The sequence below is a fragment of the Flavimarina sp. Hel_I_48 genome, from assembly GCF_000733945.1.
Lineage (GTDB): Bacteria > Bacteroidota > Bacteroidia > Flavobacteriales > Flavobacteriaceae > Leeuwenhoekiella.
Genome location: NZ_JPOL01000002.1, coordinates 1,377,618 through 1,395,702 on the forward strand (window position 1 = coordinate 1,377,618; position 18,085 = coordinate 1,395,702).

Consider the following 18,085-nt stretch of genomic DNA (forward strand, 5'->3'; position numbering starts at 1 on the left):
TTTAATATTAATTGCAGCCACAACCTCCACCAGTCTTACCTCCATTTGCTCCCACGGCCGCTTCCCTGTAAGCGTGAAAATTAGTTTCAAAACGGTCTACATTTTTGGTTCCTAACACCATATCTGGGTCATTTATATAGACTTTTTCATACTCCCTGACCGCGGTACACGAGCTAAAGCAGAGCGCCAGTAATGCAACAAATCCAATTTTCTTTATCATTTTGTATCAATATTAATATTTTTTGAAGTACTTATATTACCCTCGTCATCTATAAGGATACACTCTATATTAGGCAACTGATTGATGCGATCCAGCCCTGTTTCCCTACCCATAACAAATACTGAGGTGGCGAGGGCATCTGCCAGTTCTGCTGTTGGTGCAAAAACGGTAGCGCTGATTATTCCCGTAGATGGTAAGCCTGTGCGAGGATCAATAATATGCGTATACCGTACTCCATTAAAAGTTACATATTTCTCATAATTACCTGAGGTCACGACGGCACTTTCCAAAATAGGCAAAAGTGCAAAAGCATTGTTTTTGTTCATGGGGTTAGTGATCGCAACTTTCCAGGTACTGCCATCAGGCTGCTTCCCCCAGGTATTCATATCTCCAGAGGCATTTATGATACCAGCGCTTACTCCCTTTTCTATTAGCAGCGCTTTTGCCTTATCTGCTGCGTAACCTTTACCTATTGCACCAAAACCTATTTTCATACCCGGGAGTTTTAAGAATACGCTGTGATCTTCAGCATTTAAAACAATGTTATCATACCCCACTTTTGCCACCGAGGCCCTTATGGTTTCAGGATCAGGCATCTTGGTCATACTTCCGTCAAATTTCCAAAGCGCGTCCATAGATGCGTAGCTGATATCAAAAGCTCCATCTGTCAATTTTGAAATAATTTTTGCCCTTTTTATAAGATCGTAAAGTTCAACCGCTACCGGTACGGGCGCTACACCCGCATTCCTGTTAATAGACGATGTCTGGGAATTGGGATCCCATGAAGATATCAATTTTTCTATGCGTGTTATCTCTGCAATAGCTGTATCTATAGCTGCATTTGCCATTGGAGCATTCTCTGCAACCACGGTAATCTCAAAACGACTTCCCATCAATTTAACCACACGCTTATGGGTTTCCTGCGCCGAAAGGAGCAAAAAGGACAGCGAAAAAGCAAAAAAAAGAACTGTTTTTTTCAAAGGAACTACTGAAAGGAATTAAGCGTTTTAATATAATCTTCTGGTGAAACGTGCTGATAACCTGTCTTTCCTAAAACGTCACCCTTCTGGTTTAGGACTACCACAAGTGGAAAATATCCCTCCTGATTATATGTTTCAGCTAATATATTGTTTTTATTCTGCTGTTCCTTGGCCAAAGCATTTTTGCTGCTTCTGGGAAAATCAGCTTTAAGCATTACAAAATGCTCTTTGGAATATGCTTTAAAAGCTTCGGTAGACCAGATCTCACGGTCTAGTTTAATACAGGGCGCGCACCAGTCTGATCCCTGGAAGACCAGAACAATAGGTTTATCTTCTGCAGACGCGATTTTTTTTGCCTCTTGAAAATCAGTATGCCAGTTTTGTGCAAAGACAGAAAAATGTACTGCTAAAGCGAAGAATATAAGTATTCCCTGTTTTCTTGATATCATGATTTATATTTATGATGTGTAAAAACGATTTTGCTTATCAAATTTACTTCATTTCAAACTGTCCTGAAGTAACGTATTAAAACTTAAGCGAATCTCAAGATAGCCTATGCTTGTTCTTTAATTTAAAATTTAAAATTTGCAATATGAATATCCTAGTTGTTGAAGATGAGCCAGGTATTGCCAGTTTTGTGAAACAAGGCCTGGAGGAAGAAGGCTATGTCGTTGATGTTGCTTTTAATGGAAGTGATGGATTGATACTTGCCACCTCTGGAAATTACGACTTGTTACTACTTGACTGGATGTTGCCAGGCACAAGTGGCATCGCCATTTGCCGTGAAGCACGTATTCATTTTCCTGATACTCCGGTAATTTTCCTCACCGCAAAAGATACCGTGGATGAAACCATTTTTGCCCTAAAGGCCGGGGCAAACGATTATATAAAAAAACCTTTTCATTTTGCTGAACTTCTTGAGCGTGTGCGCGTACAGTTACGCAAGATAACAAAGGAAAATAAAATTTTTAAGGTGGGTAATCTAAAGCTCGATCTTGGAACATATAAGGTTTATAAAGGCCCTGAAGAGATTCACCTTACACAAAAAGAATTTGATCTATTGGCTTTTTTAATGCTTCATAAAGGCAAGGTTTGCAAAAGGTCTGATATTATTGAACAGGTCTGGGATATACATTTTGAATACAATACCAGTGTTATTGATGTATATATAAATGCATTACGAAAAAAACTTTATCTGGGCGATACGGATAATTATATTCAAACCATACGCGGTGTGGGTTATAGCATCGCAACAGTATGAAGCTCAATTTTAAAACCAGAATCGCGCTGTACTATATGATTGCCACGGGCATAATTATGGCAGTGGTTTTTTTGGCGATATTTTTTGTTGTCCAAAATACGGTTTATAATAACCTGGATAAAGATCTTGATTTTGAGGCGCATAAGCATAGTAAAGAAGTTACGATCACAAGGGATACCATCTATTTTTCAAACAAGGCAGAACTCGAAGAGAGGGAACATCTAGAGGTGCAGGTCAATCCCGTATTTTTACAAATCACAGATGCGTCAGGTAAGCTATTTGATAAATCCCCTAATTTAAAAGGGAACAACCTTATTGTTATAGATAATCAACAAACTGGCAAATACAACAATACCACTCTTACACATATTCCTATAAGGCAGGTGCAACTCCCATTGTACCATGATGGCAGGAAGCATGGATACATAATCGCGGCGATGTCACTTACCGCATCGCTAAATGTTATTACAAATCTAAAATACACCCTACTTATTTTATATCCCGTTGTATTGTTGGGGCTTTTTTTGATATCCAGTTTTCTTGCGGGGCGCAGTATAAAACCCATTCGTACCATAATAGACACAACAAACAGGATCTCGCGTAATAATCTCAATGAACGTGTGATAATGGCACATCAAAAAGACGAGCTCTACGAACTTTCACAAGCCATCAATGCTTTGTTGCACAGGCTTAAGAACACTATAGAACGTGAACGCCAGTTCACTTCTGATGCATCCCATGAACTCAGGACTCCGCTCGCGACCCTTCGCGGAACCCTTGAAGTACTTATACGAAAGTCAAGAAGCCAGCAGGAGTATGAAGAAAAGATAAATTTTAGCATTTCCATTATTGATTTTATGACTTTAACTTTAGAACAGCTTCTTACGCTTGCCCGTATGGAAAACCCTACCTCAATTGCTAAAAACAATAGTACATTCTTATCTACATTAATCGATGACATCCTATCTAAATATAAGAGGGAAATAACGGCAAAAAATTTAAAAATAAACCTGGAGCTCGATGATGCCCTTGAAAGTAAAGTGCATGGATATTATGCGAATTTGATTCTTGATAATATCATTGAAAATGCTATTAAATATTCAAGAAAGGAAGGAGTGATTCACATTTCAATTAAACGGAATAAAAATGACGTGCTGTGTACCATTCAAGATGAAGGTATAGGCATAAGAAAAGAGGAACTTGATAAACTCTTTAATAATTTTTATCGCTCTGATGCACTTGAACATAAGCACATTTCAGGAAACGGACTTGGCCTGTCAATCGTGAAAAAATCTGTTGAAGCCATTGGCGCTGAGATAAAAATTGAAAGTAAATATAAAATGGGAACGACATGTACCATAGTATTTAAAAAGGGTTAAGGAAATCTGTTAACCCCTGATCTTAATTGAATCTTAAGGAAAGTGATCTTTTATAGCCATAAAAGAACTTTACATTTACCTAAAAGAATGAACATACTATGCTGGACCGTATTATAAAATTTAGTATCACACACAAACTTATCGTGTTGTTATTTACGGTTTTTATTATTGGTTTTGGCCTATACTCACTTTCTAACATCCCCATTGGGGCAGTACCTGATGTAACTAACAATCAAGTACAGGTCATTACTACTTCCCAAAATCTTTCTACCCAAGATATGGAACAGTATATCACGTATCCCATAGAGCTTGAAATGGCTAATTTACCCGGGGTAGAAGAAATACGTTCGGTCTCTAAGTTTGGTCTCTCAGTAGTTACTATTGTTTTTGAAGGCAGTATGGGCACTTACCTTCCCCGCCAGCTCATAGCAGAAAAAATAAAATCGGCTTCAGAAAAAATTCCGGAAGGATTCGGCAATCCCGAAATGGGCCCCATAACTACTGGCCTGGGAGAAATTTATCAATACACATTAGATGTCAAGACTGGTTATGAAAGCAGGTTTGATGCACAAAAGCTGCGCACCATTCAGGACTGGGTGGTAAAACGCCAACTTTCGGGCATTAAAGGAGTCGTGGAAATCAATGCCTGGGGTGGTTACCTCAAAGAATACGAAGTTGCCATTGATACCAGGAAGCTCAATGCCATGAACATTTCTATCTCCAGGATATTTGAAGCGTTACAAAGTAATAATAGTGTAGCGGGTGGCGGTTACATTGAAAAGGTAAATCAAGCTTATTTTATACGCGGTCAGGGACGTATTACTTCCCTGGACGATATTAGAAACATAGTTGTGAAAAATGACAATGCGACCCCCATATATATAAAAGATATTGCTGAGGTAGGCTTTGGAAACGCCATACGCTTTGGAGCGATTACGGCTAACGGAAAAGGGGAAACTGTCCTGGGACAGGTAATGATTTTAAAAGGCGCAAATTCCAATAAAGTTATACAGGCCGTCAAGGATCGAGTTGCAAACATTTCCAAAACGCTACCAGAAGGTGTGATCATCAAACCCTTTCTAGACCGTAGCGAACTCATATCACGCACGACGTACACAATAGCCGAAAACCTTATCATAGGTTGCCTTATCGTAATCTTTGTGGTAGTTATGTTGCTGGGTAATTTTCGGTCTGGACTGGTTGTAGCTTCTGTCATCCCGTTGTGTTTGCTTTTCGCGCTATCCCTAATGTACATTTTTGGTATAGATGCTAACCTTATGAGTCTGGGGGCTATAGACTTTGGGATAATTATAGACGGAGCGGTAATCATAGTTGAGTTTACCGCTTATCAACTTACCAAAAAAGAAAAGAAATATGATGACCTTTCTAAAAATGAGTTGAGCAACCTTAGGGATCGTGTCACTTACGAAGGAGCTTCAAGAATGATGAATTCAGCTATTTTTGGTCAACTTATCATTCTTATCGTATTTATACCCATACTTTCCCTAACTGGCGTAGAAGGAAAAATGTTTCGCCCCATGGCCCTTACCTTTAGTTTTGCACTTCTAGGTGCCATGATTCTCTGCTTAACCTATGTCCCGGTAGTTTCTGCTGTTTTTCTAAAAGCTAAAGAACCGTCAGATAAAAATATTTCGGTACGTCTCCTTAAATTTTTGAACAGTATGTACAAACCCGCAATTTATTGGGCACTGGCCCGTAAAAAAATAGTTCTGGGACTGGCAGGGGCGATACTGGTTTTTTCCGGCTATATCTTTAGTACAATGGGAGGCGAATTTATACCACAGTTGGACGAGGGCGATTTTGTGATTCAACCTATCCTGAAAACAGGAACCTCACTCAGCAAAACCATTGAAACCACCACACGTATAGAAAACATCCTTTTAGATAGTTTTCCCGAAGTAGATCAGGTAGTAAGCCGTATAGGTGCGGCAGAAGTACCTACAGATCCTATGTCTATGGAGGAAAGCGACGTCATCATATCACTGAAACCTAAAGATGAATGGGTTACCGCTTCCACAAAAGATGGCCTTGCCGATGCATTTAAAAAAGCGCTTACAGTCATACCCGGTATGGATATAGAATTCACCCAACCTATAGAAATGCGATTCAATGAACTTATTACCGGAGTACGGGCAGATATTGCGATAAAGATTTTTGGAGAAAATCTCGATATTCTCAATACGAAAGCCCAAAAGATAAAAACGCTTATCAAAGAGGTGAATGGCGCGGCAGACATTAGTGTTGAAAAAATCATAGGGCTTCCACAAATGAACGTTAGCTATGACAGGCAGAAAATCGCCCGATATGGCCTGAATATAGCAGATTTAAACAAAATAATAACTATGGGTTTTGCCGGCAAAACGCTGGGGAACGTTTTTGAGGGGGAAAAACGCTTTGACCTCGTTCTCCGCCTACAAAAAGAAGACCGACAGGATATTTCCAATTTAAAAAACCTTTACGTAGATACGCCTTCTGGTGAGAAAGTACCGCTTAGCGAGCTAGCTGTCATTACCTATCAAAAAGGAGCCGCTAAAATATCACGGGACAATACGCAGCGCAGGATTGTTGTGGGCATTAACGTACGCAACAGGGATTTACAATCTGTGGTGGATGATATACGTAAAATCGTGGATGAGAATATAAGCTTGCCTCCAGGCTATAGCATTACATATGGCGGTCAGTTTGAGAACCTGCAAAGCGCTACCGCCAGGCTCAAAATCGCAGTTCCTATTGCTTTAATACTCATCTTTATCTTATTGTATTTTGCCTTTGGCAGTATTAGGGAAGCACTTATGATCTATTCTGCTATTCCACTTGCGGCCGTGGGGGGTATTTTATTACTCTGGGCCAGGGGGATGCCTTTTAGTATTTCTGCCGGGGTTGGCTTTATAGCACTCTTCGGGATAGCCGTGCTCAACGGCATCGTGCTTATAGAACACTTTAAAGAACTGCGCAAAAATGGAATGAAGTATGACGATGACTTAATCGTCAACGGTGCTCAAGACCGTTTGCGTGCCGTTCTACTTACCGCCTCAGCGGCGGCATTAGGCTTTTTGCCCATGGCAATTTCTTCGGGAGCTGGTGCAGAAGTACAGCGACCACTGGCCACTGTTGTAATAGGCGGACTGATAACTTCCACAATTCTCACGCTGTTTGTACTTCCGGTGATTTATTCCTTTTTCAGTCAAGACAAAAAAGATGAAAAAAGGATCATTTCTGATGAAAAACGTATAAAACCGCTAAGTTTTCTATTGATTTTTATCGGGTTTTCCGGGTTTTCACAGGATAATGCTACGATACGTAATTTCAGTACATTAAAGACGATCGCCATGGAGAATAACATAGGCCTCAGCGCCGCTAATTTGCGCGTGGATGAAGCCAATGTATTTTCCGGGAGTGCTTTCAGCTTTGACAAAACAGACTTTTACTATAGTTATGATCAAAATAACCTGGCAAACGGCGAACCCCTCCGCATTTTCGGGATTCAGCAAAACTTTAATTTTCCAACCGTTTATTTCGCCAGGAAAAAATTGCAAAAAGCCAATTACAGACAGCAAAAAAACCATCTCTCCCTTGATCAGCGCAGGCTAGAACAGGAGTTGGCCCGCATCTATTACCGCTTGCAGTATGAAAATGCCAAAGTAGATGTTTACCAGCAGCTAGACAGCCTTTACCACCAGTTTGCCTATGCCGCAAAGCGCCGTTTTGAACTGGGGGAAACCAATTATCTTGAAAAGATCACGGCACAGGCAAAACAACAACAATTACAAACGAAACTAAAGCAGACGCAGGCAGAAATTGCCGCCTCCATGGAGCAGCTCAAGCCTCTTTTACAGAGTGATTCTATAATTACGGTCAAGAAGGTTGCTTTTGAAAAACTGCCGTTAGAACCTTATGATCTCGACAACAATCCAGGCCTTGATTATTACAATAACCGCAATGATGTTTTTGCGGCACAAGCAAGTCTGGAAAAACAGAATCTGTTGCCAGATATCAGCCTCAACTATTTCAATGGAAATAATAGTGAGATTCAACAATCATTAGAAGGATTTCAAATAGGTTTGAAAATACCTTTGCTTTTCTTTGGCACGTCGTCCAGAATTAAAGCGGCGACTTTTGCGAAGAATGCTGCAGAACAAGAGGCAGAAAATTATAAAATAAGATTAAATGCTCAATATCTCGAGCAGCAAAAGCAACTACAAAAGTATCAGGAGGCCCTTTCTTATTATGAAGCTGAAGGTAAAGACTTATATGAAGAAATATTAAAAACAGCTACATTAAGCTATAAAAATGGAGAGATTGATTTTTTTGAGTATATACAAAGTCTTGAAAATTCGTATGAGATCATTTTAAATTATTATGACAATTTAAATGCGTATAACCAGACCATTATCCACTTGAACTATCTCACAATATATCCTTCTGAAAAATAAAAAATCCAACTATAAAAGCTCTATCTCTCTCAATTATATTCTTTTGTTTCTCCTGTGAAAAAGACAAAGATAAAAATACGGAGAAGCCAGATAATCAAGAAGCCGCAGTTAAAGTAACAAAAGCGCAGTTTGAAGGAAGTGCAATGAAGTTACAGCCTATGCAAAACACTACTTTTCCTGTGGTCGTAGAGGCTACGGGGGCCATTGATGTACCCCCAGAGAACAAAGCTATAATCACCACTTATGCCTCCGGCTATATCAAGCAAACGCCACTCCTCATAGGCGATAAAGTAAAAAAGGGACAATTTTTAGTAAGCCTTGAAAACCCTGATTACGTCCAGATGCAACAGGATTACCTGGACGCCATGGAACAGATGAACTATTTAAAATCAGAGTACGAGCGTCAAAAAGAACTAATCAAGGAAAAAATCACTTCGGAAAAGAATTATCTCCATGCAGAAAGTGAATACAAACGCAACCTGGCAAAGTACCAGGGCTTACGTAAAAAACTGGAAATGCTCAATATTGATCCACATGCGGTAGAAAATGGCAACATTACCACCACAATCCCTTTGTACGCGCCCATTTCAGGAAGCATCACTGAAATGATGATCAACAAGGGAATGTATGTTTCGGCAGCAGATGAGCTTATGCAAATCATTGACCCAGAACATATGCACATTGAACTCAATGTTTTTGAAAAGGATATTTTGAAAGTTAAAAAGGGACAGGATATACTTCTTAGTATAACAGAGGCACAAACTGACACCGTACAGGGCGAGGTTCATCTTGTAGGAACTTCTATAGATGAAAAAAAAAGAACGGTAAAAGTGCATGGCCATTTTAAAAATGAAGATGAGAAACACTTTGCTACAGGAATGTTTGTGAATGCTGAAATTATTACAAGTGAGAAAAAAGTGAAATCGCTACCTACACAAAGTATTGTTTCACTTGATGCTAAAAATTATGTACTTCAACTCCTGAAAAAGAATGACAGCATGTATTTTTTCAACCAGCGCGAAATAATACCGGGTGAAGCTTATGACGGCTTTACTTCTATTTTAAACGAAGGTGAATTTAAGGATGGTGAAACATTTCTTATAAAGGGGGCTTTTGACCTTATACAGGAATAATTTTTTTAGAAACTATATATATTAAAAAAACATAACCCTACTGATCAACTAAAGAGCGTTATTCTGAAGATCGCATCAACTGAGCCTGTAGAATCTAAAGATTGATCTCTTTCTAAGAAAGTAGCTTTTTATAGTTAATTGCAGTAACTTTTGCACTTGCGCAGTCTTATTTTGCCTTTTATTGGAATCTGCCATAAATTTATATCCTGTACCATATGACATATGCACATATTTTGCGCCTCTCATGGTAAGTTTTTTACGTAGGTTATTGATATATACGTATAAAATCAAGATTATAAAGCATTTCAATATCCACGCCACCCAAATGTTCGGCGATCATGTTTTATAAAATATACTCTTTTAATTGCTACTAAATTGTGTTCTTTTCGGGTAAGACTTATATGCTTTCACTTATATACGTCGTTAGTGGAAGGGTTTCTATTCTGATATCATTAAAAATGAGGTCTTCACTACCTCCAACTTTCACCCACCTTAGAACAAATTTGGAACTTGAATTAAGTTCGGCAAAGTATAAAGAGTTAGGCCTATTGCTGGTTATAAAGTTGAAATCTTATATTACGAGATCTTAATCAAATAATTCCAGTTTTTCTAAAGCCGACCAATAATCTGCTGTTACTTCGCACACGTGTGAATCCCGCCTTAAATAACGTGCAATAGCTTTTTGTAATTCTTTTTCATCTTCGGCAATTAAAAATTTCATTCACTAAATTTAAAGTGTCTTGATTTTATCTATAAGTATACTATAAAACATATAAATTAAAGATGTAACGCAGCGTTTAAATTCCAAGATTTAAAATTTATACTGCGTTAATGTGTACTAACTGACGCCCCATATATTTAAGAGGTATTTATTACAATTCGTGGAAAGATAACTTTAATACAAACTCAAAGATCCTTTTATAGATATGAATCGGCCAAGCTAGAAAATACCTAATACAGGCAGAAACCTGAGAGGTGCGCTTCAAAAAGATTTTCAGTATTTAGGAAATTAAAGTTGAGCAACACAACACGTAGTAAGCATTTGTAGTAAGAGAAGTAATATATTAAAAAGTAGCCTCGGCAAGAATCGAACTTGCATCTAAAGTTTAGGAAACTTCTATTCTATCCATTGAACTACGAGGCCAGGGCGGCAAAAATAAGCAAATTTTTAGATGGCATTCAAAATTTCTGCTGCTTTTTCAAGTGTTTCATTTGATTTGGCAAAGCAAAAGCGCAATAAATGGTCATCTTTCCCATTCTGATTGAAAACAGAAACGGGAATACTCGCCAGACCATATTCTTTTATTAGGCGTTCAGCAAAGGCTTCATCTGCCTCTTCTGTTATAGCGCTATATTCCATAAGCTGAAAATAAGTGCCCTGCGCAGGCTCAAATTTAAACCTTGATTGCTTAACACGTTCGAGGAAAAAATCCCTTTTTTCTTGATAAAACTGCCCTAAATGAAGGTAATTTTCGGCATTTTCGAGATATTTAGCAAGCGCACGCTGGGTAGGATGATTTACGCAAAAAACATTGAGTTGATGCACTTTTTGAAACTCACGTATCAGTTTTGCAGGTGCAAGACAGTAGCCCATCTTCCAACCGGTAACATGAAAGGTTTTGCCAAAAGAACCGGTAATAAGCGCACGTTCTGCAAGTTTAGGGAAGCGGGATGCACTTTCATGCTGTCTTTTATCAAAGGCAATATGCTCATAAACCTCATCGCTTAAAATTAGAATACCTGTGTCTTTTACCAGATTTTCAAGCGTTTGCATATCTTTTGTTGAAAACATCATTCCGCTGGGGTTGTGCGGGGTATTGATGATGATCATCCTGGTTTTTGAAGATATGGCATTTTTTACAGCCTCCCAGTTCATTTGTGTATACGGCGGCTCTAATTGTACCGCAACTACTTTTGCGCCCTGCACTAAAATGGCAGGTTCATAAACATCATAGGCCGGTTTAATCACGATAACCTCATCGCCTTCTTGCACAAAAGCCGTAATCGCATTAAACAAAGCTTCAGAAGCTCCCACGGTAATCGTTATTTCGGTTTCGGGATCATAGCGCTTACCATGAAGGGCAAAGATCATTTCAGATATTTTTTCCCGAAGGCTGTAAATACCGGCGAGCGGTGCATATTGATTGTAACCTTCGCGCATCGCGGTAGCCACCAATTCTATAAGCTGGGGATCTGTAGGAAAATCAGGAAAGCCCTGAGATAAGTTGATCGCATCATATTCAACGGCCATTCCGCTCATTTTAGAAAAAATGGAGGGCCCTATATCTGGCAGCTTACTGTGCATCTTTTTCCATTTTTCCCACCACTTCTTCGAGTTCGTGGTACCAGTCTTCACCAAATTTGCGTACTAGCGCATCTTTCGTGAATTTATAAACAGGAACCTGCAACTCTTTGCCAAGGGTACATGCATCATCACAAATGGGCCAACTGTGGTAATTTACGGCTTCAAACTCACTGTATTTCTGAACCCGAACAGGATATAGGTGACAGGATACCGGTTTTCTAAAATCAACTTCACCGGCATTATAGGCATCTTCGATTCCGCAGGAGGCAACCCCTGCATCTGTAAATGTCACATAAGCACATTCTGCACCGTTTACCAGTGGCGTTTCCAGATCACCAAATTCGGTTTCTATATGCGTTCCCTGTTCAGCAATTGCCTGAATGCCCTCTGGGCGCAAGAATGGTTTTACCCTGGGATAGATATCCCTTAAAATTTTTACTTCGTCTTGCTCTACGGGCGCTCCTGCCTCACCGGCAACGCAACACTCCCCTTTACAGGCTGCAAGATTACAGACAAAATCCTTGTTGATAATGTCTTCTGAAACGATGGTTTTTCCTAGCTGAAACATGCTACAAAGATACATTTTTAGCAGCGATTACAGATTATCAAAAATTTCTTTAAATCTAGGTTGTAAATCCTTTAATTCACAGTAGTTTTGCACGCCCCAAAAAACGGTAATGATGAGTTTAAATTTAGATTTTAAAGAAATAGCAACGGCCAGCATGATCTTGTTTGCCATAATTGACATTATAGGCAATATCCCTATCATAATAGGCCTCAAGAAAAAAGTTGGAAAAATTCATAGTGAAAAGGCCTCTATAGTGGCCGGTTGCATTATGATTCTCTTCCTTTTTATAGGTAAGGAAATCCTAAACCTTATAGGCATTGATGTAAACTCCTTTGCCGTGGCCGGTGCGTTCATACTCTTTTTTATAGCACTGGAGATGATCTTGGGGATCACGCTTTACAAAGATGAAGCTCCAGAAACAGCCTCTATCGTTCCTCTTGCATTCCCACTTATTGCCGGTGCTGGTACCATGACCTCATTGATCTCCCTGCGTGCGGAATATGCGGTGGAAAATATCGTGGTTGCGATCGTGATAAATATTATCTTTGTGTACGCTGTGCTTAAATCTTCTGGCAAAATAGAGCGCATTCTTGGTAAACAGGGAATTGGCGTTATCCGGAAGGTATTTGGGGTGATTTTATTGGCTATTGCAGTAAAATTGTTTACCACAAATATCCAGGGACTTCTAAACTGATCTCGTTATGAAAATCTTCATTTATATTTTAATGGCCCTTGCCACCGCACTCCTTATATTCAATCTTACCAAGGTTGATTATAGCGACCCACTTGCCGGTAACAGCGAGGTAGCCATAATCTCTGTGTTGGCATGCCTGTGCGCGTTAGTCTTGTTATTGATCCTTACCGTTTCACGGAAAATTGCCAACAAGAAATAATCCTTCAGATATATTTTATTATCCCCGAATACTAAAGTGCTTAGAAACTATAGTTGTTTTTTGATTTGATATTTTTTCATTATATCAAATATTCTCCTTTCCGAAACGGATTTTTAAGTCGGCTAAAATTGACTTGGCAATACTGAGAAAAGTTGAAGGCAATTAAAATAGAAGAATCAACGTAGGATTCATCACTTCATAGACTATACCGCTTATGAAGGTAAGTATTGCTAAATAAAGAAACAGTTTATGCAGTTTCTGAAACAACAATGTAATACGCAGACGTTGCAACAATTTTGTGTCCGTAATGTTTCCCATCTGCATTTTTATTTCTTCCCTGGAAAGATAAAACGGACTAACAGATATCCCGTGACCTATCAATAAAGATGCGCTATTATCCAGAAGCCGAAAAATAGCCGCAATGCAAAAAACAAATATAGAAGCAATAAGTATCATTGTTTTTTAGTACTAATAGAGATGACTTTTTGAATCATTGCATCGTTTTTATTGATCATCTTTTCATAAAGCGTGGTACCAAACAATTGCTGGGCAATCACCGCTTTTATACTTTCCCTGAGTTCTTCCTTATACTCTTTCAGGCTGATTTTAATCTCCCTACGCGCGGCGTAAGATACAAAATCATTCAAATCTGCATCAGAAATTTCATAATCCCGTTTAAAATCTGCAAGGGAAAGTGAATTATAATAACTCCTATCGCGTTCCAACTTGTCAAAAACATACCTTGACATAAAACCAGACCGCAAAGCGTAATTTATAGATTCTTTCTCATAATTTGCTTCTCTGGGCACAAAGATATCTGGTATAATACCACCACCCCCATAAACTTCTTTACCGCCGGGCGTTATAAACCGAAGGCTATCGTCTACGTGTATGCTATCCTGGGAAAGCATTTCTCCATTTTTATAACGGTTTAGATATTCCTCATAATACGCCTCGTTACCATCATCATAGGGACGTTGTATACTTCGGCCAGTGGGTGTGTAGTAACGTGCAATGGTAAGACGTACCGCACTACCATCGCCAAGGGCCATCTCCCGCTGCACAAGCCCCTTACCAAAGGTTCTTCTGCCTATGATGGTACCCTGGTCATTATCCTGAATAGCACCGGCAACGATCTCGCTCGCGGAGGCAGAATTCTCGTTTACCAAAACATAAACGGGTGCATCCTCAAACATCCCTGCATCTGTAGCATAAGAGTTGTCTATTTTTCCGGTTTTGTTTTTTGTAAATAAGATGAGTTTATCCTCGTCTAAAAACTCATCTGCCACCTCTTCTGCCGCAGAAATATACCCTCCCGGATTATCACGAAGATCGAGAGCGATCTGCGTGGCACCCTGGTTTTTTAAGATTTTTAAGGCGTTCTGGAATTCCTGGGGAGTACTTTCCGCGAAGCGATTAATCTTAACATATCCCAGGTTTTCGGTTAACATATAACTGGCATCTATACTTATAATGGGGACTATATCCCGCGTAACCTTAAGCGCTATAAGTTCTTTTTTTCCGGGACGTTTAATATGGATAGCTACCGTTGTATTGATTTTTCCTTTAAGGCTTCCCATAAGGGAATCGTTAGTGATATTTTTACCTGTAAGATTTACGCCATCTGCTGAAACGATGCGGTCACCTCCCAGTACACCTGCCTTATCGCTGGGGCCGTCTTTAATGGCATTGATAACGACAATGGTATCCTTTTCGGTAAAAAAACTTACGCCTATACCTACAAAATCGCCTTTCATGTTATCTGAGATCCGCTGCATATCTGCGGGGGGAATATAAACGGAATGGGGATCGAGATTTTCTAATATACTATTTACGGTAACGTCTACAATACTATCTGTATTGACGTCATCCACATATTCATAATCAATGTAATCTATAAGTCTGTTGAGTTTCTCTTTCTTCGCATTGCTTGTAGAAAGAAAGCCGGCATTGTTGCTATAATTAAGCTGACTGCCAAGTGCGATACCCAGGGCAATGGCGATACCCAGCAAAAGAGGAAGATATTTTTTCTGATAGCCTGTCATCAATTAACTAATCCTTTAAATCTGTGATTTGCTGCACCTGCACACCTGCCTTTTCCAGAAAAGAAAGTCCACTATTATCTTTGTAATCTACATGATATACCAGACGGGTAATCCCTGCCTGATGTATAAGCTTACTACAATCTTTGCACGGTGATAATGTAATATAAAGCGTGGCCCCGGCGCAGGACTGTGTGGAAGATGCCACTTTTAAGATCGCATTGGCCTCGGCGTGAAGTACAAACCATTGCGTCTCGCCCACTTCATTTTCACAAATATTTTCAAAACCGGTGGGGGTGCCATTATAACCATCAGAAATGATCATTTTATCCTTGACAATGATGGCCCCTACCTGTTTGCGCTTACAATAGGACAACTTTGCCCATTCCCTTGCCATACGCAAATAGGCAATGTCGTATTTTAATTGTTTTGAAGAATTCTTAGCTGGCATGAAATTAGGAAAATGCTTTTCAAACTAATTTTGAAAAGCCATTGCAAAGATAAAAAACTTAAGTCGCTTACGCTTGAATATTAATAGGTTTAACCGGGATAATTTGCGATTAACATAGGTATAACCATACCCAGGACAATAGCAGATACTACCATCATCCAGTCGCGCCTGTTGAAACGAAATATGGTCTGAAAGATAAATCCAATGATGAGCACAACAATTACGATTGCCACCTGTGCGGCCTCGATACCCAGCGCAAATTCTAGCAAAGGCAATATGCGATTATCAAGATGCGCGGTTAGCTCTTTGAAGAAATTTGAAAAACCCAGGCCATGAATGAGGCCAAAAAACAATGCCGTTATGAGCAAAAGTCCCACTTTATCTTTTTTTGCCCCACGTCCTGCTGTAAAGACATTATAGAGCGCTGCTATAAAAATGGTAACAGGTATTAAAAATTCAACTAGGGAGGCATTCACTCGCACCACATTATACACAGATAAAATCAGCGCCAGGGAATGGCCTATCGTAAACAGAGTTACCATGAGCAGAACGCGCTGCCAGTCTTTAAAGGCGTAAGGTACCGTGAGAACAATAAGAAAAAGAACATGATCGTAAGCGCGCCAGTCTAGAACGTGCTCTAAACCTATTTTAAAATAAAACCAAAAATCTGTCATGGGGATGTGATAAATTTTAATTGAGCGCCTAAGCTACTGCAAAACATAAAAATTCCCATGAATTAAGACAATAAAAACGAACTTGATCTTCCTTGTTATAGAAAAAGAGTATAATATTCAAGGTGTAAAATTCGTATTATCAAAGAAAAACCAAAATATAGGGCAATCTTTTTTATGAGAATAACCCAAAGCATGAGACATTCGGTTGAAAAGTTAAACTATCTATAATTTAAAAATCAAGGGCGGGAAGCTTTTGTAATTTTCGTCGCTCATTTTATGGACATTCCTTTGAAAAAAATTACGCTGTTTTTTAGTATACTGATTGCTACAATCCTTATAGGTTGTGGGGCTACCCCGGGTATATCTACGGGTTCAAAAGAGCCGGATAAAAATTTCCCTTCCTATCATTATCAGGATGCAGAAGGCAATTTGTATGATATAACCTCTCAGAAATTTATTTACACCCCCGTATCTGCCACAAATACCATAGATGGCATCACTGATGAAGGACTTTATATGGAATTGAACATCAGCCTCAATGAGTACGCTAAAATCGCAGCAGCTTGTGAGGCGCAATTACAACGTAATCAGAACCCGCTTACAGAGCGCAGCCCTGATATACCCCTGCCTTTTTTAAGGCGGAAAGGTGATAATACCCCAAAGAAGATAAATATTGATTACACAGCGGTAAACGCGCTTAATTTTATATTAGAACCTTTTTTAGATGAATAAGACACAACCAAAATGGAAGGTAAAATCACTGCGGCTTTTCAGTTTTCTCAAACGGAGTTACTTTGCCTGGGATAGTATAGATCCTTTTGCAAAAAGTGCGATCATCGCCTATTATACTTTATTCTCCCTGCCTTCCCTGCTTATGATCGTTACCGCAATTGCAGGTTATTTTCTAGGTCAGGAAGCGGTAACAGGAAGAATAAGTGGTCAAATAGGGTCTTATATAGGCCCAGATGCAGCTGAGGCTGTAGAGGGAATGATTAGCAATGCAGCACTGACCGAAGGCAACTGGATAACCATTACAGTAGGTATAGGAGCACTTGTGTATGGTGCAACAGGGGTATTTTTTCAGATGAAAAAAGCGATGAACGAAATATGGAACGTTCGCGAAAAAAAGCAAAACTGGAAACGCATGTTAAAAAACAGACTGCTTTCTTTTGGGATGGTACTTATTTTAGCGTTTATGTTGTTGGTTTCCCTTGTTCTTTCCGCAGCACTTGCAGCCTTGAGTACTTACATAGAATATTACGCACCAACACTGGCAGCGGTATTCGCAGATATATTAAGGTTTTTACTCTCCTTTGCCTTTATCGCAGCCTTATTTGCAGCTATTTTCAAAATCCTGCCAGATGTAGTCATGAGCTATAAAACTACTTTTTTAGGCGCGTCAATTACAGCGGTTCTGTTTCTAATAGGCGAGTATGCGCTTGGATATTATTTTACAAGTAGCAACCCTGCATCTGTTTATGGTGGAGCTGCCTCAATTGTGCTTATTTTATTATGGGTTAACTATACATGCCTTATTCTCTTTTTTGGAGCAGAAATCACAGTACAATACGCGCTGGCCTCACAACATAAAATAGTACCCAATGATAAAGCGGAAATGGCTTATCTTCAAGATATGAGGGATCTTGAGGAGCGCCAGAAAAAAGCAGAACTGGATAAAAAAAAAGCGGAAGAACTAAAGAATAATTCAGAAACAACCTGATTTCT

General features: G+C 39.3%; 18 protein-coding genes and 1 tRNA gene. 8 read left to right on the forward strand and 11 right to left on the reverse strand.

Annotated features, from left to right (window positions below):
* Positions 1-7: 7 nt before the first annotated feature.
* The 3 genes from P162_RS06215 to P162_RS06225 are packed head-to-tail and all read right to left on the reverse strand — an operon-like array spanning position 8 to position 1,649.
* Entirely contained in the window at positions 8-220 is a 213-nt protein-coding gene (locus P162_RS06215) for a DUF4266 domain-containing protein (RefSeq protein ID WP_031426386.1), read from the reverse strand.
* Entirely contained in the window at positions 217-1,200 is a 984-nt protein-coding gene (locus P162_RS06220) for an FAD:protein FMN transferase (RefSeq protein ID WP_031426387.1), read from the reverse strand. The genes P162_RS06215 and P162_RS06220 overlap by 4 nt, the downstream gene beginning before the upstream one ends.
* A gap of 5 nt (positions 1,201-1,205) precedes the next feature.
* On the reverse strand, positions 1,206-1,649 hold the full coding sequence (locus P162_RS06225) for a thioredoxin family protein (RefSeq protein WP_031426388.1): 444 nt from the start codon (positions 1,647-1,649) through the stop codon (positions 1,206-1,208).
* Positions 1,650-1,792: 143 nt separating this feature from the next.
* On the opposite strand from P162_RS06225, the gene P162_RS06230 reads away from it, so the two are divergent.
* The 4 genes from P162_RS06230 to P162_RS06245 all read left to right on the forward strand — a co-directional run bounded on the left by P162_RS06230 (position 1,793) and on the right by P162_RS06245 (position 9,427).
* Positions 1,793-2,461, forward strand: coding sequence for a response regulator transcription factor (locus P162_RS06230; protein ID WP_031426390.1), 669 nt, complete (start codon positions 1,793-1,795; stop codon positions 2,459-2,461).
* The gene (locus tag P162_RS06235; protein ID WP_031426391.1) at positions 2,458-3,840 is read left to right on the forward strand and encodes a sensor histidine kinase; all 1,383 of its coding nucleotides are present in this window, start codon (positions 2,458-2,460) and stop codon (positions 3,838-3,840) included. The genes P162_RS06230 and P162_RS06235 overlap by 4 nt, the downstream gene beginning before the upstream one ends.
* Before the next feature lie 98 nt (positions 3,841-3,938).
* Positions 3,939-8,294, forward strand: coding sequence for a CusA/CzcA family heavy metal efflux RND transporter (locus P162_RS06240; RefSeq protein ID WP_031426392.1), 4,356 nt, complete (start codon positions 3,939-3,941; stop codon positions 8,292-8,294).
* Positions 8,295-8,437: 143 nt separating this feature from the next.
* Positions 8,438-9,427, forward strand: coding sequence for an efflux RND transporter periplasmic adaptor subunit (locus tag P162_RS06245; protein ID WP_051907801.1), 990 nt, complete (start codon positions 8,438-8,440; stop codon positions 9,425-9,427).
* Positions 9,428-10,013: 586 nt separating this feature from the next.
* On the opposite strand, the gene P162_RS17940 is transcribed toward P162_RS06245, so the two are convergent.
* From P162_RS17940 to P162_RS06265, 4 genes are all read right to left on the reverse strand, one after another.
* Positions 10,014-10,148: a response regulator transcription factor gene (locus P162_RS17940; protein WP_206340678.1), complete on the reverse strand. Its 135-nt coding sequence runs from the start codon at positions 10,146-10,148 to the stop codon at positions 10,014-10,016.
* 351 nt (positions 10,149-10,499) lie between these two features.
* Positions 10,500-10,571, reverse strand: a tRNA-Arg gene (locus P162_RS06255).
* A gap of 24 nt (positions 10,572-10,595) precedes the next feature.
* Complete coding sequence (locus P162_RS06260) at positions 10,596-11,732, reverse strand: methionine aminotransferase (protein WP_031426394.1); 1,137 nt, start codon at positions 11,730-11,732, stop codon at positions 10,596-10,598.
* Positions 11,722-12,300, reverse strand: a complete 579-nt coding sequence (locus P162_RS06265; protein ID WP_031426395.1) for a DUF3109 family protein — start codon at positions 12,298-12,300, stop codon at positions 11,722-11,724. The genes P162_RS06260 and P162_RS06265 overlap by 11 nt, the downstream gene beginning before the upstream one ends.
* A gap of 112 nt (positions 12,301-12,412) precedes the next feature.
* Between P162_RS06265 and P162_RS06270 the strand changes: the two genes are divergently transcribed.
* Both P162_RS06270 and P162_RS06275 read left to right on the forward strand, forming a co-directional pair.
* Positions 12,413-12,994 (forward strand): MarC family protein, encoded by a 582-nt coding sequence (locus tag P162_RS06270; RefSeq protein WP_031426396.1) that lies wholly within the window; start codon positions 12,413-12,415, stop codon positions 12,992-12,994.
* Between the two features lie 7 nt (positions 12,995-13,001).
* On the forward strand, positions 13,002-13,193 hold the full coding sequence (locus tag P162_RS06275) for a hypothetical protein (RefSeq protein ID WP_031426398.1): 192 nt from the start codon (positions 13,002-13,004) through the stop codon (positions 13,191-13,193).
* A gap of 162 nt (positions 13,194-13,355) precedes the next feature.
* Here the strand turns inward: P162_RS06275 and P162_RS06280 are convergent, their stop codons facing one another.
* The 4 genes from P162_RS06280 to P162_RS06295 form a co-directional block, all read right to left on the reverse strand.
* Positions 13,356-13,649, reverse strand: a complete 294-nt coding sequence (locus P162_RS06280) for a hypothetical protein (RefSeq protein ID WP_031426399.1) — start codon at positions 13,647-13,649, stop codon at positions 13,356-13,358.
* Entirely contained in the window at positions 13,646-15,238 is a 1,593-nt protein-coding gene (locus tag P162_RS06285) for a S41 family peptidase (RefSeq protein ID WP_031426400.1), read from the reverse strand. The genes P162_RS06280 and P162_RS06285 overlap by 4 nt, the downstream gene beginning before the upstream one ends.
* Before the next feature lie 7 nt (positions 15,239-15,245).
* Positions 15,246-15,686, reverse strand: coding sequence for a deoxycytidylate deaminase (locus P162_RS06290; RefSeq protein ID WP_031426401.1), 441 nt, complete (start codon positions 15,684-15,686; stop codon positions 15,246-15,248).
* A gap of 89 nt (positions 15,687-15,775) precedes the next feature.
* Positions 15,776-16,360: a HupE/UreJ family protein gene (locus tag P162_RS06295; protein ID WP_031426403.1), complete on the reverse strand. Its 585-nt coding sequence runs from the start codon at positions 16,358-16,360 to the stop codon at positions 15,776-15,778.
* A gap of 276 nt (positions 16,361-16,636) precedes the next feature.
* Here P162_RS06295 and P162_RS06300 point away from each other — a divergent pair, with 276 nt between their 5' ends.
* Together P162_RS06300 and P162_RS06305 are read left to right on the forward strand one after the other, a co-directional pair.
* The gene (locus P162_RS06300; protein WP_031426405.1) at positions 16,637-17,092 is read left to right on the forward strand and encodes a hypothetical protein; all 456 of its coding nucleotides are present in this window, start codon (positions 16,637-16,639) and stop codon (positions 17,090-17,092) included.
* Positions 17,085-18,080 (forward strand): YihY/virulence factor BrkB family protein, encoded by a 996-nt coding sequence (locus P162_RS06305; RefSeq protein WP_031426406.1) that lies wholly within the window; start codon positions 17,085-17,087, stop codon positions 18,078-18,080. The genes P162_RS06300 and P162_RS06305 overlap by 8 nt, the downstream gene beginning before the upstream one ends.
* Positions 18,081-18,085: the final 5 nt, after the last annotated feature.

Excerpts from the sequence above, each read along its gene's own strand:
- P162_RS17940 (WP_206340678.1), bottom strand. The coding sequence starts at position 10,148 with ATGAAATTTTTAATTGCCGAAGATGAAAAAGAATTACAAAAAGCTATT.
- P162_RS06215 (WP_031426386.1), bottom strand. The coding sequence starts at position 220 with ATGATAAAGAAAATTGGATTTGTTGCATTACTGGCGCTCTGCTTTAGC.
- P162_RS06285 (WP_031426400.1), bottom strand. The coding sequence starts at position 15,238 with ATGACAGGCTATCAGAAAAAATATCTTCCTCTTTTGCTGGGTATCGCC.
- P162_RS06275 (WP_031426398.1), top strand. The coding sequence starts at position 13,002 with ATGAAAATCTTCATTTATATTTTAATGGCCCTTGCCACCGCACTCCTT.
- P162_RS06290 (WP_031426401.1), bottom strand. The coding sequence starts at position 15,686 with ATGCCAGCTAAGAATTCTTCAAAACAATTAAAATACGACATTGCCTAT.
- P162_RS06280 (WP_031426399.1), bottom strand. The coding sequence starts at position 13,649 with ATGATACTTATTGCTTCTATATTTGTTTTTTGCATTGCGGCTATTTTT.
- P162_RS06225 (WP_031426388.1), bottom strand. The coding sequence starts at position 1,649 with ATGATATCAAGAAAACAGGGAATACTTATATTCTTCGCTTTAGCAGTA.
- P162_RS06260 (WP_031426394.1), bottom strand. The coding sequence starts at position 11,732 with ATGCACAGTAAGCTGCCAGATATAGGGCCCTCCATTTTTTCTAAAATG.
- P162_RS06245 (WP_051907801.1), top strand. The coding sequence starts at position 8,438 with ATGAAGTTACAGCCTATGCAAAACACTACTTTTCCTGTGGTCGTAGAG.
- P162_RS06305 (WP_031426406.1), top strand. The coding sequence starts at position 17,085 with ATGAATAAGACACAACCAAAATGGAAGGTAAAATCACTGCGGCTTTTC.
- P162_RS06230 (WP_031426390.1), top strand. The coding sequence starts at position 1,793 with ATGAATATCCTAGTTGTTGAAGATGAGCCAGGTATTGCCAGTTTTGTG.
- P162_RS06300 (WP_031426405.1), top strand. The coding sequence starts at position 16,637 with ATGGACATTCCTTTGAAAAAAATTACGCTGTTTTTTAGTATACTGATT.
- P162_RS06265 (WP_031426395.1), bottom strand. The coding sequence starts at position 12,300 with ATGTTTCAGCTAGGAAAAACCATCGTTTCAGAAGACATTATCAACAAG.
- P162_RS06270 (WP_031426396.1), top strand. The coding sequence starts at position 12,413 with ATGAGTTTAAATTTAGATTTTAAAGAAATAGCAACGGCCAGCATGATC.
- P162_RS06235 (WP_031426391.1), top strand. The coding sequence starts at position 2,458 with ATGAAGCTCAATTTTAAAACCAGAATCGCGCTGTACTATATGATTGCC.
- P162_RS06240 (WP_031426392.1), top strand. The coding sequence starts at position 3,939 with ATGCTGGACCGTATTATAAAATTTAGTATCACACACAAACTTATCGTG.
- P162_RS06295 (WP_031426403.1), bottom strand. The coding sequence starts at position 16,360 with ATGACAGATTTTTGGTTTTATTTTAAAATAGGTTTAGAGCACGTTCTA.